Source organism: Pleomorphochaeta naphthae (genome assembly GCF_055396005.1).
In genome coordinates this window covers 2,180,675-2,194,961 of the sequence record NZ_AP042457.1, presented here as the reverse complement: position 1 = coordinate 2,194,961, position 14,287 = coordinate 2,180,675, and the positions used below count along the sequence as shown (strand labels likewise).

General features: G+C 27.8%; 18 protein-coding genes. 15 read left to right on the top strand and 3 right to left on the bottom strand.

The genetic code is table 11. The features are described 5' to 3' along the window. Positions 1 to 141: 141 nt before the first annotated feature. The 5 genes from ACZ5SO_RS10045 to ACZ5SO_RS10025 all read left to right on the top strand — a co-directional run bounded on the left by ACZ5SO_RS10045 (position 142) and on the right by ACZ5SO_RS10025 (position 4,579). Complete coding sequence (locus tag ACZ5SO_RS10045) at positions 142 to 708, top strand: TetR/AcrR family transcriptional regulator (protein WP_464624370.1); 567 nt, start codon at positions 142 to 144, stop codon at positions 706 to 708. Between the two features lie 46 nt (positions 709 to 754). After that, on the top strand, positions 755 to 2,113 hold the full coding sequence (locus ACZ5SO_RS10040; protein ID WP_464624368.1) for a radical SAM/SPASM domain-containing protein: 1,359 nt from the start codon (positions 755 to 757) through the stop codon (positions 2,111 to 2,113). Between the two features lie 662 nt (positions 2,114 to 2,775). After that, the gene (locus ACZ5SO_RS10035) at positions 2,776 to 3,165 is read left to right on the top strand and encodes an ACT domain-containing protein (protein WP_464624367.1); all 390 of its coding nucleotides are present in this window, start codon (positions 2,776 to 2,778) and stop codon (positions 3,163 to 3,165) included. Between the two features lie 112 nt (positions 3,166 to 3,277). Then, positions 3,278 to 3,607: a PadR family transcriptional regulator gene (locus ACZ5SO_RS10030; protein WP_464624366.1), complete on the top strand. Its 330-nt coding sequence runs from the start codon at positions 3,278 to 3,280 to the stop codon at positions 3,605 to 3,607. Positions 3,608 to 3,625: 18 nt separating this feature from the next. Then, positions 3,626 to 4,579: a hypothetical protein gene (locus ACZ5SO_RS10025; RefSeq protein WP_464624364.1), complete on the top strand. Its 954-nt coding sequence runs from the start codon at positions 3,626 to 3,628 to the stop codon at positions 4,577 to 4,579. A 256-nt stretch (positions 4,580 to 4,835) separates the two neighbouring features. On the opposite strand, the gene ACZ5SO_RS10020 is transcribed toward ACZ5SO_RS10025, so the two are convergent. Beyond that, complete coding sequence (locus ACZ5SO_RS10020; protein WP_464624362.1) at positions 4,836 to 5,312, bottom strand: hypothetical protein; 477 nt, start codon at positions 5,310 to 5,312, stop codon at positions 4,836 to 4,838. 550 nt (positions 5,313 to 5,862) lie between these two features. Next, positions 5,863 to 6,351: a hypothetical protein gene (locus ACZ5SO_RS10015; protein ID WP_464624361.1), complete on the bottom strand. Its 489-nt coding sequence runs from the start codon at positions 6,349 to 6,351 to the stop codon at positions 5,863 to 5,865. Between the two features lie 296 nt (positions 6,352 to 6,647). Here ACZ5SO_RS10015 and ACZ5SO_RS10010 point away from each other — a divergent pair, with 296 nt between their 5' ends. Then, complete coding sequence (locus ACZ5SO_RS10010) at positions 6,648 to 7,493, top strand: ADP-ribosylglycohydrolase family protein (protein WP_464624359.1); 846 nt, start codon at positions 6,648 to 6,650, stop codon at positions 7,491 to 7,493. Here ACZ5SO_RS10010 and ACZ5SO_RS10005 read toward each other — a convergent pair. Next, a complete protein-coding gene (locus ACZ5SO_RS10005; protein ID WP_464624357.1) occupies positions 7,490 to 8,692 on the bottom strand; it encodes an MFS transporter in 1,203 nt (400 codons plus the stop codon). The genes ACZ5SO_RS10010 and ACZ5SO_RS10005 overlap by 4 nt on opposite strands. Positions 8,693 to 8,901: 209 nt before the next feature. Between ACZ5SO_RS10005 and ACZ5SO_RS10000 the strand changes: the two genes are divergently transcribed. The 9 genes from ACZ5SO_RS10000 to ACZ5SO_RS09960 all read left to right on the top strand — a co-directional run bounded on the left by ACZ5SO_RS10000 (position 8,902) and on the right by ACZ5SO_RS09960 (position 14,285). Beyond that, positions 8,902 to 9,237 (top strand): DsrE family protein, encoded by a 336-nt coding sequence (locus tag ACZ5SO_RS10000; RefSeq protein WP_464624356.1) that lies wholly within the window; start codon positions 8,902 to 8,904, stop codon positions 9,235 to 9,237. Positions 9,238 to 9,255: 18 nt separating this feature from the next. After that, positions 9,256 to 10,167 carry an aldo/keto reductase gene (locus ACZ5SO_RS09995; protein ID WP_464624354.1) on the top strand — a complete coding sequence of 304 codons (912 nt, stop codon included), beginning with the start codon at positions 9,256 to 9,258 and terminating at the stop codon, positions 10,165 to 10,167. 86 nt (positions 10,168 to 10,253) lie between these two features. Then, complete coding sequence (locus ACZ5SO_RS09990; RefSeq protein WP_464624353.1) at positions 10,254 to 10,550, top strand: ArsR/SmtB family transcription factor; 297 nt, start codon at positions 10,254 to 10,256, stop codon at positions 10,548 to 10,550. A gap of 10 nt (positions 10,551 to 10,560) precedes the next feature. Further along, positions 10,561 to 10,848 carry a thioredoxin family protein gene (locus ACZ5SO_RS09985; RefSeq protein WP_464624352.1) on the top strand — a complete coding sequence of 96 codons (288 nt, stop codon included), beginning with the start codon at positions 10,561 to 10,563 and terminating at the stop codon, positions 10,846 to 10,848. A gap of 14 nt (positions 10,849 to 10,862) precedes the next feature. Continuing rightward, positions 10,863 to 11,012, top strand: coding sequence for a nitroreductase family protein (locus ACZ5SO_RS09980; protein ID WP_464624350.1), 150 nt, complete (start codon positions 10,863 to 10,865; stop codon positions 11,010 to 11,012). After that, a complete protein-coding gene (locus ACZ5SO_RS09975) occupies positions 10,972 to 11,370 on the top strand; it encodes a nitroreductase family protein (protein ID WP_464624349.1) in 399 nt (132 codons plus the stop codon). Before ACZ5SO_RS09980 ends, ACZ5SO_RS09975 begins: the two co-directional genes overlap by 41 nt. 83 nt (positions 11,371 to 11,453) lie before the next feature. Then, a complete protein-coding gene (locus ACZ5SO_RS09970) occupies positions 11,454 to 11,846 on the top strand; it encodes an arsenate reductase ArsC (RefSeq protein WP_464624348.1) in 393 nt (130 codons plus the stop codon). A 286-nt stretch (positions 11,847 to 12,132) separates the two neighbouring features. Beyond that, positions 12,133 to 13,359 (top strand): ABC transporter substrate-binding protein, encoded by a 1,227-nt coding sequence (locus ACZ5SO_RS09965; RefSeq protein WP_464624347.1) that lies wholly within the window; start codon positions 12,133 to 12,135, stop codon positions 13,357 to 13,359. Between the two features lie 59 nt (positions 13,360 to 13,418). Beyond that, a complete protein-coding gene (locus ACZ5SO_RS09960) occupies positions 13,419 to 14,285 on the top strand; it encodes a carbohydrate ABC transporter permease (RefSeq protein WP_464624346.1) in 867 nt (288 codons plus the stop codon). The last annotated feature ends 2 nt before the right edge of the window (positions 14,286 to 14,287 follow it).

The window sequence follows — 14,287 nt, the reverse complement described above, 5'->3', positions numbered from 1 at the left end:
CATCGTAGTTGATACAGCATTGTATTAATTAGGATGGGATAATTATGTTTTATATAAACAATTTTTTTTCTTGACTCTAGTGTCAAAAACAAATATATTTTATTTAGACAGTATTGTCAGAATAAAATATAGGAAAAATAAATGCCAAAAGTTGTAGACATTGAAGAAATTAAGAAGCAAATAATATTAGGTTCTTATAATGTATTAATAAGAAAAGGGTTTTATAATTTAAATATCAAGGATATTTCAAAAGAGTGTGGGATAAATCGAACAACAATATATTATTATTTTAAAAGTAAAGAAGAAATATTTGAAAAAACTATTTACTACATTATCGATAAGATAGAAGCTGATATTAAAAACATAATTCAACAATCCAATAAAACTCCACTTGAGAGAATTAAACATCTAAATTACCTATGGGAAAAAGAATTTAAAAATACAAATATAATATTAATTTTAATGGACCTTTGGCTTTCTATAAAAAGAGAAGAAAGTGAAATGTTTGATAGAATAAAAGAGAGAATTAGTGAAATTAGTAATTTAATTAATAAATGTTCTCTTCACTCAATCAAAATGAAAAGAAATGAAGTCAAAGGTAAGTTAGATATAGAAAATTCATTCATAATTCTATCCATGCTCCAACAAATGCCTCTCAGATCAAACCTAGTTAAAGACAACATATTATCTTTAATATCTGTATTATAAATTTTTATAAATTAACATGTATATAGAAAAAATAGAGGAGAACAAGATGAAAACAACAAAAATGTTATTAACTAAACAAATACTTAATCGTGGTTTTAAGTATTTAGAAAAAGATCCTATTCAAAATCTTCCTAAGTTAGTTAAATTAGCTGGAAAAGTTCCAATGCAACCTGGGACTAGAAAACAATATGAGAAAATTAGAAATTATTGGAATGATGAAAATAGTACTTGGCATGTTTTTATTGAAAAATTATTAACAGAATTAAATCCTAATATTAGAAATACTTTTTTAATGAACCTCTCTTATAGTACCGGAATTAAAGGCTCTAAAATTCTACAAGAAAGTAGAGATAAATATAAATGTAATATTCCCTGGGCAATATTAATGGATCCTACTTCTGCTTGTAATTTAAAATGTAAGGGTTGTTGGGCCGCCGAATATGAAAAAACTGATTCTTTAGATTTTGATACTTTAGATAGTATAATAAATCAAGGTAAAGCTTTAGGTACATATGCATATTTATACTCAGGTGGAGAGCCAATGATTAGGCGGGATGATATCATTAAATTGGCGCAAAAACATAATGATTGTATATTCTTAGCTTTTACAAATGGTACGCTTTTTGATGAAGAGTATGCGAAGAAATTACAAGAAGTTGGAAATGTTACTTTTGCAATTAGTATAGAAGGTTATGAAAAAGAAACTGATATGAGAAGAGGTAAGGGAACTTACAAAAAAGTAATAAAATCCATGGATTTACTTAAAAAGTATGGTGTTCCTTTTGGTTTTTCAACTTGCTATCATAAATTAAATGAAGAAGTTATTTCTAGTGAAGAATACATTGATTTTATGATTGAAAAAGGTTGTCTATTTGGTTGGTACTTTACTTATATTCCTCTTGGAAAGGATGCGGTTGAAGATTTAATAGCAACTCCAGAACAGAGAAAACATATGTTTGAAAAAGTTAGAGAATATAGAGATACAAAACCTATTTTTACAATGGATTTCTGGAATGATGGTTCTTATGTAAATGGATGTATTGCTGGAGGAAGAAGATATCTTCATATAAATGCTAATGGTGATGTAGAACCTTGTGCCTTTATACATTATTCATCGGCTAACATACACAATGAAACTTTACTTGAAGCTTTGCAACAACCATTATTTAGAGAGTATAAAAAAAATCAACCATTTAATGAAAACTTATTACGACCTTGTCCACTTTTAGATAATCCAGACAAACTTAAAGAAATGGTACAAAATTCTGGAGCTACTTCAACTCAACCAGTAGATAGAGAAGATGTTGTAGACTTAACTAATAAAACACAAGAAGTTGCTAAAAAATGGGCACCTGTTGCTGATGAATTATGGGAAGAAGGTCATAGGGTTAAAAAAAGCAGTTAAAATCGTAAACAATTCAAAAACTAAAGCAATGAGTCTCCACTAGTTTAATATTGATTAGTGGAGAATTATTGTATCTATTCAAATATGATATAAATAATAATTAAGATATGTTTTGTATATATTAGTTAATTTCACAGGGGGGGAGATTTTTTTTAATTGGAAAATCCCTTCAGCTAATTAATATATAATTTTAATTAGAAAAGGGATTGAACCTCTTTTTTTAAATCTAATTTATTGTGTAAGAATATTAGATATATATAAATCTAACTTTTTTATTAATATTTCTTACCTATATTAATAAATTTTTATAAATACTAACTAGGATCTAGATAGACTATCTGATATTTACTAAAAGGAAAAAGATGTTAATTATTTTGAAAACTAGAGAAGAACTAAGATAGATAGAATAAATATAATATCAGCGCTATATTCAGGCTTTTAAAATATCAAGATTTTTAATTTCTTGGTACTATTTTATTATAACAGAGATGGTTTTTAATTTTTAAGCTTTGCATAGCTTTATTGTAGAAGATGAAATGAAAGTAGATTTTGAATTTTATAAAAATTAGAAGAAAATTGTTACAAGAATAGAAAAATTATTGTTCCAATAAATGACTAAAATTGAATATACTCATTATTAAAATTATAAAAAGGATTGATGAGTGAATAAAAATAACCTTACATTTAAATTAATTGATGAAAAATATGCCGTTTCTAGATTGTCTGCAAATGATAAATTGCCACAATGGTGTCCTATAGAAGATTTTGTAAGTATTACTAAAACAGATGATGAATTATCAATAGTATGTAAAGAAAGATATGTTAGTGAAAATGTAACGAGTGAGAAAGGTTGGAGAATATTAAAAGTTCTTGGACCTTTAGATTTTTCATTAGTAGGAATTTTATCTAAAATTACTTCTATACTAGCTTTAAATAGTATTAGTGTTTTTGCAATTTCTACATATGATACAGATTATATTTTGGTAAAAGATTTATCGCTTTCTAAAACAATTGAAGTTTTAGAAAAAGAAGGTTTTAAAATAATTTCATAATATAAAAATATCAAGGTTTAATCTTAATGTTTAATAGCATTAAGATTTTTTTTTGCTATAATCTTGACAATAGTGTGTTATATACACTATTGTGTGACTATGAGGTATAGCTGTGGATAATATAGATGGTATTTTAGATAATTTATTTGGAGAATTAAAACGTGGCACCTTAGTATTAAGTGTTTTATTAAAAACAAAAGAGCCAATTTACGGATATTCACTTGTTCAAGCTCTACAAGATAGTGGCATGAAAATTGATAAAAATACGCTTTATCCATTATTAAGAAGACTTGATAAGCAAGGGTTGTTAATTAGTTTTTGGAATACGAGTGAAAATAGAGCTAGAAAATATTATCAACTAAGTGAGGTAGGTAAAGCTGTTTTAGATGAATTGATAAAAGAGTGGAAAGAAATGAATTCCAACATTGAAAAGATGTTGTGAAAACTATAAGGAGTTAACATGCAGTTAATTGAAAAGTATATATATGCTATAGGATTAAAGTTGCCTATAGACGTAAGAGAAGAAATAAAACTTGAGTTAAAATCTCTATTACTAGATGAAATTGAAGCTTCTTATGGTGAAAACCCTACTGTTGATAATGTTAAGAAAGTTATTATGGAGTTTGGATCTCCATCTGAAGTTGCCTCTCGTTATAAAAATAAAAATGTTGTTATTGATGGTAAATATACAAATCTATTTTTTATGATCATAAAAATTATTATATTTGCCATGGCTGTGTCCTTTTCTGTAATTTTTATTATTGATTTGTTGACTCAGACCCTTACTCCTATAAATGTCTTAAAAAGCTTTTTAAAATTGTTAAGTAATATTTTGAGTGCTTCATTTGGTGGCATAGGAGCTTTAACTTTAACTTTTATGTTGATAACTAGGTTTAGTGCTGAGTTTGATGCAAGCTTAAATGAACCTTGGTCTATCGCAGATTTAGATAACATAAAACTTGAGGAAGATAAAAAATCAAAGGTTTCACTCTATGTAGAGATATTTTGTAGTGTGATATTTATTGCTTTAATTCAAAAAATGCCATCAATAATTTCTTATTTAGAATCTTTGGTAGACAAAACAGGCTTAAATTTGGGTCATTATATAAATCCAGTTGTTTTTAAACAGTATTTAGTTTATATCGCCTTTATTTTAGTGTTAGAAATTTTAGCGAATGTAGTAGAATTGGTTGTAGAAAACTCTAAATTCCTAGATATATTATCTTTAATAACTAAAGTTTTGAATATTGCGTTAGTTTTTGCTATGGTATTTGATAGTACTCTATATTTAAACTATTTAAATATATTTGGATTACGTGCCATTTTTATTATTAATGCTGTTGTTACTTCGTTTGAGTTTTTTTCTTTAATGTATACTTTTGCAAAACATCATTTGGTTTTTTCAAAAACATAAAAAAACATAAATTTTAATACTTTCAGTATTGTTTTAAATAACCATCTTTAAGTATTATTCATGTAAAGTATATGAATAATAGCAAATTTCTTTTGAGATAAGTTATTTTCAATTTTGTATTATAATTAATCCATTTCTATAAATTTTAGGAGTGGATTAATTTTTTTAATAAGATAAAAAAAAAGAGCAACTATTAAGTTGCTCTGTATTTTTAGGAGGTTTTTATTTTATTTATCACTTTAGTTGTGTTTTTCTATTATTGAATGCTATATTCAACTTTAATATCACTTGTATAATCACCAGCTGTTAGACTTTCATCACCACTCCAGCTTAAGTTAAAAGAGTTTACTGTAAGATCTTTGTGTAAACCAGCTGATATAGAGCTTAATGAAACTTTAGTATTAACTTGTGGTAAAATGTTTGAATCTAAAACAGTTGAACCGTTGATAGTTGTTTTAAAAGTTTCAGGAGTTACAGATACTTTAACAGCTAAGTCACTATTTTTATTACTAGAAGCTTTAATAGTAAAGAAATCAGTTTTACCATCTTCTGTTAATGGATCAACTTCAATTTGTTTTGTATCACCTTCGTTAATGATATTGTTGTTATAATATAAATCATAAGAAACTTCAGTTTCTTCAATTGAAGTGTTTAATTGTACTTGAGCTGATTTAGCGCTCATAGAAGTGATTGCGATTAATGATAATGCTAAGATTGATAATATTTTTTTCATAATTTGTTTTTATCCTTTAAATAAATAGTTTTTTTGTTTTCTTAATTTCCTTTAAGATGATTTAACTATAAGTTATATTGTAACTTATGTCAACACTAATATAAAAAATAATTAGACAAATTTGTAATAAAAATATTAACTTATTATATTGTAAGCAATTAAATAGTAAAAATAAATTGTAACTTATAGTAAAAGTATACAAAATTGAATAATATTGGCTAAAAAAGAATCAATTTTCTCTCACTTAACCCTTATTATTCGTAAAATAAATTTTAAATTATCCACTTTTTTGTTTTGGAGTGTTTTTATTTTTAAGTTAAAAGTGGGGAATCTGTAAATATTTATTTGTGGTATAAGCAAATATTGGACTTACGTTTTTACTAAAAGTTTAAGACACTAAGAGTTTTGAAACAATTACTATAATAATTAGATGGAAAAGTGTGATGTTTATATTAAGAAAATAATACCTCAAAAGTGAATTTGAAAGTTTTACAATTTACTTTTGAGGCATCAAGTAATTAAGTTTAGTTAATGAGTTTGAAAGGTATTATTAATTGACTGTATAATTTATAGTTACATCACTTGTATAAGTTCCGGCTGTTAAGTCACTTTTACCTATCCAAGAAAGCTTAAATTTATATAGTAATTTGTTAATTACTAATCCAGCTTTAATAGTTGCTACTTTATCGTTTATTGTTTGTACGGAAGGAGTAATACCAGAACTTACTTGTTTATTATTAACTGTTGTTGTAAATTCGGTAGCGTCGATTGAGATTTCAACAGCCAAATCATAAGGCATGTTGCTTTTGTTTAAATAAATTTCGAAATCGTTTGTTTCTCCACGATCAGATAAGGATCTTTGTATGTTAATTACATAAGGGTTGTCGACAGTTCCTGAAATTTCATTTCCAGCATATTTTAAAACATATTCAGGGTTAACTGAGTCAACATTTGTAATTAACTCTATCTGAGCTGTTTTTGCTGAAAGTGATCCTAGAGCCACTGTTAAAATAAATAAAATTGTTAATATTTTCTTCATTTTAATCCTCTTCTATCTATTGTGTTATTTCTCTAACAATATAATTTAAGAATGTATCTTATGTCAAGACTTTTATAGAGAAATATGAATCCATGTTTTTAAGTTACTATTTTATTATTTTTTATATATAAATAAACATTATTATAACGTAACTTATGTGGTAAGTTGCAAGTGATATAAATAGGTTTTGTTTAATCACCTAAAATTCTTTTTTAATAAATACTATCTTTACCTGATTTATATGTTGTGTTATGGAGTTTTCAGGTTTAGAATTAAATTATCTTGGAGGATTAATCATGATAGGTGCAATAATAGGAGACATTGTTGGATCAAGATTTGAGTTTAATAACCATAAATCGAAAGATTTTGAGCTATTTACAAATGAGTGTCGATTAACTGATGATAGTATTTTGACCTTATCTGTTGCTAAAGCGATAATGGAAAGTGAAAAAGTTGTAAGATATACTTTAGCCTCACAATTTAAAAATGATGAGTATTGTAAAATTCTTGAAAATATGACTATTAAATATTTAAAGGAATTTGGTAATAAATATCCACACAGTGGTTATGGAACAATGTTTAGACGATGGTTACATCAATCCGTTTCAAAACCTTATAATAGTTTTGGCAATGGAGCTGCTATGAGAATTAGTCCAGTAGGTTATTTTGCAAGAACAATAGATGATATATATATGTTATCAAAATGTGTAACTGGAGTAACTCACAATCATGAAGAAGGCTATAAGGGAGCAGAGGCTACAGCAGTTTCAATTTTCTTAGCTCGCTGTGGTTTACATAAAAATGAAATCAAGAAAAAAATAGAAGATAAATATTATAATTTAAATTTTACAATAGATGAAATTAGAGATAATTATGAATTTAGTGCTACCTGTCAAAAAAGTGTACCACAAGCTATAGTTGCTTTTTTAGAATCTACATCTTTTGAAGATGCTATTAGAATTGCAATTTCACTAGGAGGTGATAGCGATACAATAGCAGCTATTACAGGATCTATTGCTCAAGCATATTATTTAGTTCCTGAAGAATTAGAGTATAGTGCTTTAACATATTTCGATAAAGAATTACTTGATATATATGAACAATGGAAATTGTTCATGGAAAACAGAAATTGTCTATATTAGTTTGAATTATTTTCTTTTTTAATTTTTGTAATAAAGATTAAATTGGCTAGAGCAAATATAGTAGCAATTATTGCTGTAACTATAAAAGATAATTTTAGTGAATAAATATCACCTAGCTTTCCAATCAATGGGAATATAAAAATCATGAAAAAGCTAAATACCATACTTGCAAATGATAATATTGTTGCCCTATTTTTGCTAGGAATTAGTTTATTAATATAATCACTCATAGCAACATATATGAAATTTTCAACACCAGCTAGAAGAATATAAAAAATAAAAGAATATTTTGATACAGCAATAAACCAAATACAGATAGCGGCTACAAAAGGCATGATTATTAAGATCCCTTTTTCTTTTATTATTTTCTCTAATTTATAGGTTAAGGCTCCTGATAAACCTTCGAAAATTGCTGAAATAGAAAAAATAGCACCTATAAATAGTTCAGTATGTCCATTAGCTATCCAAAAGTTCTGAAGATAGAAAAATAGACTAGTTCCAAAAACTAGAATAACTTGTGTAAATATAATAAAAAATCCTATCTTTCTATTATTTTTAAGCACTGAGGTACTTTGAGTTACTTGGGTAACTAGTACTTGTTTTATACTTTTATTAGATATATCTTCTTTTTCATAATTTGGCTCTCTGAATATAAAAGATTGAATTATAGTTACAAATATGAAAATAAGGGTTAAGTAAAAAACATAGTCATAACTGATAGTAGCTAAATATCCGCCAAGCAAAAATGCAATAATTTGACCTAGCTGAAAAGCTATCTCTTGTCTTCCACATATTTTCATATAATCTTTTTCTATTTTTAATTCTTTCAAAGAATCATAAATTAAAGCTTCTCCTGCACCAGATTCTAGATTATAAGAAAGGGCTATCAAAATAAAAGAAAGAGCAAAAAATAAAAAACTATTTGCATAAAATAAAAGGGCTATGCTAAAAATTGCTAATATTCTTCCAAGCGTTCTACTAGTTTTTCTACCATATAAATCTGCAATTAAGCCAGTTGGAACTTCCATCAGAAATGAGGTAATGTGGAAGATACCTTCTAATAAACCTAATTCAACTAAGCTCATTCCTTTTGCAGCTAAATAAATCATCCAAAGCCCATGTGTTAAATTTAGATTTGAAAGAAAAATAAAAATATAATTGTTGGGAATGTTTTTGTATAATTTTTTGTTGTTCAACATTTTAGTTCCTATTAAAAATAATGGAGAGAGTACTCTTAGAAAAGTGTCTATAAGTACATTTTTGCTACATGATATAAATAAAAGCTAATTTATTTCAAGATAAATCATTTTGTCTAATTAATTAGATTTCTTTGAAAAATGAGTGTATATCTGATTTTTAAGCAAGAATTATGATACTATATAATAAATAAGATTTAAAGGATAAATAAATGTCAAGATTAAATATTTTATGGACCACAGATAGTGAAGCTACAATTACCTCTCTTTTAGTTCCTTATACTAATAATGCTTTAACTAAAAATTGGTGGGATGAAGTTCATGTTGTTATATGGGGTGCTTCAACAAAATATATTTTTGAAAATAAGGAAATTCAAGATATAGTAAAAAATATGATTAAAAATAATATAGTAGTAGAAGCCTGTAAATTTTGTGCTGATAAATTTGGAGCCACAACTTTATTAGAAGACTTAGGTGTGGATGTGAAATATATGGGTCAGCCTTTAACAGAATATCTAAAAAGTGATGCAAAATTTTTAAGTATATAAATAAAACGGAGGTAACTTATGAAAATAAGGACTTACAAAAATGATGTTCCAAACATTATCTTAGGATGTATGCGTATTCATGATAAGGATGATAAAGCTATTGAAACATTATTAATGACAGCTTTAGAAAATGGTATTAATTTCTTCGATCATGCAGATATCTATGGAAGAGGTGAAAGTGAAGCTAAGTTTGCAAAAACGGTAAAAGCTTTAAAAATAGAAAGAGAGTCTTTGATAATTCAATCAAAAGCTTCAATTCGCCCAGGAATTTGTTATGATTTTTCTAAAGACCATATATTGAAATCAATTGATGCAAGTTTGAAAAGGTTAAACACAGATTATTTAGATTTCTTTTTATTACATCGTCCTGATCCCTTAATGGAAGGAGAAGAAGTAGCAGAAATTATAAATACTTTAATTGAAACAAATAAAGTGAAGGCCTTTGGTGTTAGTAATCAAAATACTCATCAATTAAATTTATTAAATAAGTTTTGTGATAACAAGTTTGTTGTAAATCAAATGCAAATGAGCATAACAAACTGTCATATGATAGATAGTTCAATAAATGTAAATATGGATAACGAAGCTTCTGTTGATAGAGATGGGGGGATGTTAGAGTATAGTATATTAAATGATATTACACTCCAAGCTTGGTCACCTTTTCAATATGGTTTCTTTGAAGGAATTTTCTTAAATAGTGATAAATATATAAAATTGAATAAGGTTATTAATCGCTTAGCCGAAAAGTACAGTGTAAAGCCAGAGGCTATTGTAGTAGCATGGTTATTAAGAATCCCAACAAAGATACAAGTTATAGCAGGAACAACTAATTATAAGAGGTTAAGTCGTATTGCAAAAGCTACAAGTATAACTTTAACTCGTGAAGAATGGTATGAATTATATTTAAGCGCTGGGAAGAAACTTCCTTAAAATATAAAATAAATTAAAAATACATTGACAATCTTCTATGTTTTGATATAAAAATACATAGAAGGTTATCTATGTATGGAGATTCTATGAATTATAAAGAACTAAGTGAGGTATTTAAAATTTTATCAAATGATAAAAGGTTAGAAATTCTTGATCTCTTATCATGTGGAGAATTAAGTGCCTGTGAGCTTCAAAAAAAATTTGATGTTACTCAGCCAACTCTTTCTTATGATATGAAGTTATTGAAAGAAGCTTCTTTAATTTTAGAAAGGGTATCAGGAAGATCTCATTATTACTGTATTAATCAAGAGTATTTTAAAAAAATAAAAAATATATTTAATAAATTAACCCAAGAAAAGACAAATTGTTGTTGCCATAGATAGGGAGAAAAAAATGGCTTTATTTAGAAAAAAAATTAAAGTGGAAAAAGAAATTAAAGAAACAAATCCTAATGCAAGAATTAAGGTTTTAGGTTCAGGGTGTCCAAAATGTATGACACTAGAAAAGAATGCTAGTATAGCAGTAAAAAATTTAAATAGAGATGATGAAATTACTCATGTAACCGATATGAAAACTATTGTTTCATATGGAGTTATGAGTACTCCAGCTCTTGTTATTGATGAAAAAGTTGTTTCAAGTGGTAAAGTTTTGAGTCCAAAAGAAATCGAACAATTATTATAAGTAGAAGGTGTATTATGAAAGAAATAGAGATTAGAAGAAGTGTAAGACAATTTTCTGATAAAAAAGTAGATGAATCTACAATAATTGAGATTTTGAAAGCTGGTATGCAAGCCCCCATCAGCAATGAATCAACAACCATGGGAATTCATCGTTGTAGAAGATAAAAATAAAATTGAAGAACTTTCAAAGATTAGCCCTTATGCTAAATTTTCAAAAGATGCAGCTTTTATGATAGTAGTTTTAGCAAAGAAAGATTTAAAAGCTCCTAGTTTTGTTCAACAAGATTTAGGTGCTTGTACTCAAAATCTGATGTTGGAAGCTGTAAGTCATGGAATTGGATCAACTTGGATGGGGGTTTATTCTAAAGAGGATAGAAGTAAATTTTTAATTGAGACTTTAAATATTGATACTAAAAAAGTTGAGCCATTTTCATTAATAGCTTTAGGCTATCCTAAAACTCCTGATTTAATTAAGTTTGTTAATCGTTTCGATGAAAAGAGAATTCATAGAGAAATGTATTAATAAAATATAGTTTATCATTTAAATTTAATTGATATTTCACCCTAGATGTTTTAGAAGTTAATTCTAATATTTTAAGGAAGATTATGAAGAAAAAAGTAGCATTTGTATGTGTACACAATTCATGTAGGTCTCAAATGGCAGAGGCTTGGACTAAGAAATTAGGTGGAGATATTTTCGATGTTTATTCAGCTGGCACAGAAAAGTACCCCGAAGTTAAACCCCTTGCCGTAAAAGTTATGGAAGAAGAAGGGATAGATATGTCTTCACATTATCCTAAATTATTAAATGAAATTCCATCTAGTGTGGATATTTTAATTACAATGGGCTGTAATGTGCAATGTCCTTTTGTACCTTGTAAAGTCAAAACTGATTGGGGGTTAGATGATCCATCTGGTGGTCCTATTGAAGATTATAGAGAATGTTCTAATTTAATTAAAGAAAAAGTCATTGAATTAATTGAAACATACAAAAATTAATTAGAAACTTTTTCAAAATAAAGAAAAAAGCCTAAAAACTTTTAGATTGTAAATAACAGAATTAATTATTGCACTGCATAAAATATAGTTAATTTTTGTTAAGTATAATCCTATTAAGTTCTTTAGGCTTTTTTTTATCACATGTAAGGTAAAAATTATAGAGTATTCTAATTAATATAAATAATTATAATTAATATTTGCTTGTACTATAAATAATTAACTATTGTTTTGAGTGTAAATTAAAATTATTGATTAGAGAAAAAAACTAGTTGTTTTATTAGCACTATTGTTATTAGTTCCTTCTTTTGTCTTTGCAGGAGGACAAACAGAGAGCTCTAGTTCTAAAGAAGTAGAAATAAGATTTTCAACAATTTGGGTTGGGGCAGATACAAAAGCAGCACCTATTAAAGAGTTAGTTGATGAATTTAATGAAGCAAATGTTGGTAAAATTAAAGTTATTATTGAAGAAAATCCTGATGCAGATGCTTATCGATCAAAAATAAACACAATGTTAGGTTCTGGTTCAGCCCCAGATGTATTTTCATTCAATCCTGACCAAACTTCATTCATGTTCTATGATAGTGATGTATTAATGGATTTCACCGACGAATTAAAAGGAGACTGGAGTGATAATTTTGTTGATGGATCTATTGAATCTGCAACTATAAATGGTAAAACAAAATCCTTGCCTTATGAAATGGGATATACTCCAATTTGGTATAACATGGATATTATGGAAGAAGCTGGTGTTACAGAAATTCCAAAAACTTTTGATGAGTTCTGGGATGCCTGTGAAAAAATTAAAGCTGCTGGTTATGTTCCAACATCACAGATGACAGGTGGAACTAATGCTTGGACTTCAATGTTATGGTATTGTCATATTTTAAATGCTATTGGTGGACCAAATGTTTGGGAAAGAGATTTTGCAACAGATCCTGTATTTGTTGAAGCAGCTGAAATTCTCAATGAGATGTATCAAGATGGAAATACAACAGTTGATGCTATTGGTGGAGATGCTGGTGTTGCCGGTGGACATTATTTAGCTGGACAAACAGCAATGTTCATAAATGGTCCTTGGTATATTGGTCGTGTCGAAAGTGAAGCTCCAGAAGTATTTGCAGCTACCCAAATAGGACCAGGCCCTGGTGACAAATATTCCAATGGACAAGTTGGTTTCCCACAATCAAATTTAGTTGCTGCAAATACTAGTGACCCAGCAAAAAAAGAAGCTGTTCTAGCCTTCTTAAAATGGATGACTACACCAGAAAATGCAGCTCGTGTTTCTCAAGCCTCTGGTGCAATGCTAGCTGTAAAAACTCCTGGCGTAACAGGAAATAGGTTACAAACTCAATTTAATGAAGCTATAAGCAATGCTTCATTTATCCAAACACATTTCCAATTTAATTTTGCAACTGATGTTATGGCTGAATTCGGTCAAGCTTTAGCTAAGATGGCTTCAGGTAAAGCTACTCCAGAAGAATTTGTAGCACAAATTGCTTCTAAAATTCGTTAACCGATAAATTTTACTTGGGCCTAGTTGTATCTAGGCCCATCGTTAAATTAGGAGATTTTATGCATAATAAAAACGGCAAAATGATTTTTATTTTTTTGTTGCCCGTACTCATACTATTTTCAACTTTTTTTATCTATCCTTTAGCTTATGTTATTGTTACAAGCTTCTCAAAATGGAACGGATTTACTGCTCCACAATTTTTTGGATTTGAAAATTATAGATATTTATTTTCAGATGAGAATTTTAGATTATCCCTTAGAAATAATATAGTTTGGGCAGTAGTTTTAGGCTTTATTCAAGTCCCTCTAGCTTGTATTATGGCAATGATTTTATCTAGGAAACCTAAGGGTTGGAAGTTTTTAAGAACAGTATACTTTCTTCCAAATGTAATTTCTCAAGTAGCATTAGCTATGATGTGGACTGCAATATATAATGCTCAAAATGGAGTACTAAATGCTTTGTTAACATTTGTTGGATTAGGTCATCTTACCAATAACTGGCTTGGTAATATGGATACTGCTTTTGCCGCTGTTATATTTCAACAAGTTTTTTATATCGGATATTTTATGATTGTTATTCTTGCATCAAGATTAAGTATACCAGAATCTTATTATGAAGCTGCAGAATTAGATGGAGCTAGCATTTTACAACAAGAATTTCACATCACTATTCCTATGTTAAAACCTATATTAATTACAACAATAACTTTAGCTCTAGCTTATGGAATGAGGCATTTTGAGTCTACATTCTTGATGACAGGTGGTGGACCAGCTCATGCAACTTCTGTTATGGGAATTATGCTTTATACTGATATGCAAGCTTTAAGATATGGGGAAGGGAATGCTATTGGAGCCACTTTAGTTATTTTTGGTGGTGCTACAATAGGTCTTATTAGATATTTCTTAACGAAGAATAAAGATAACTAGGA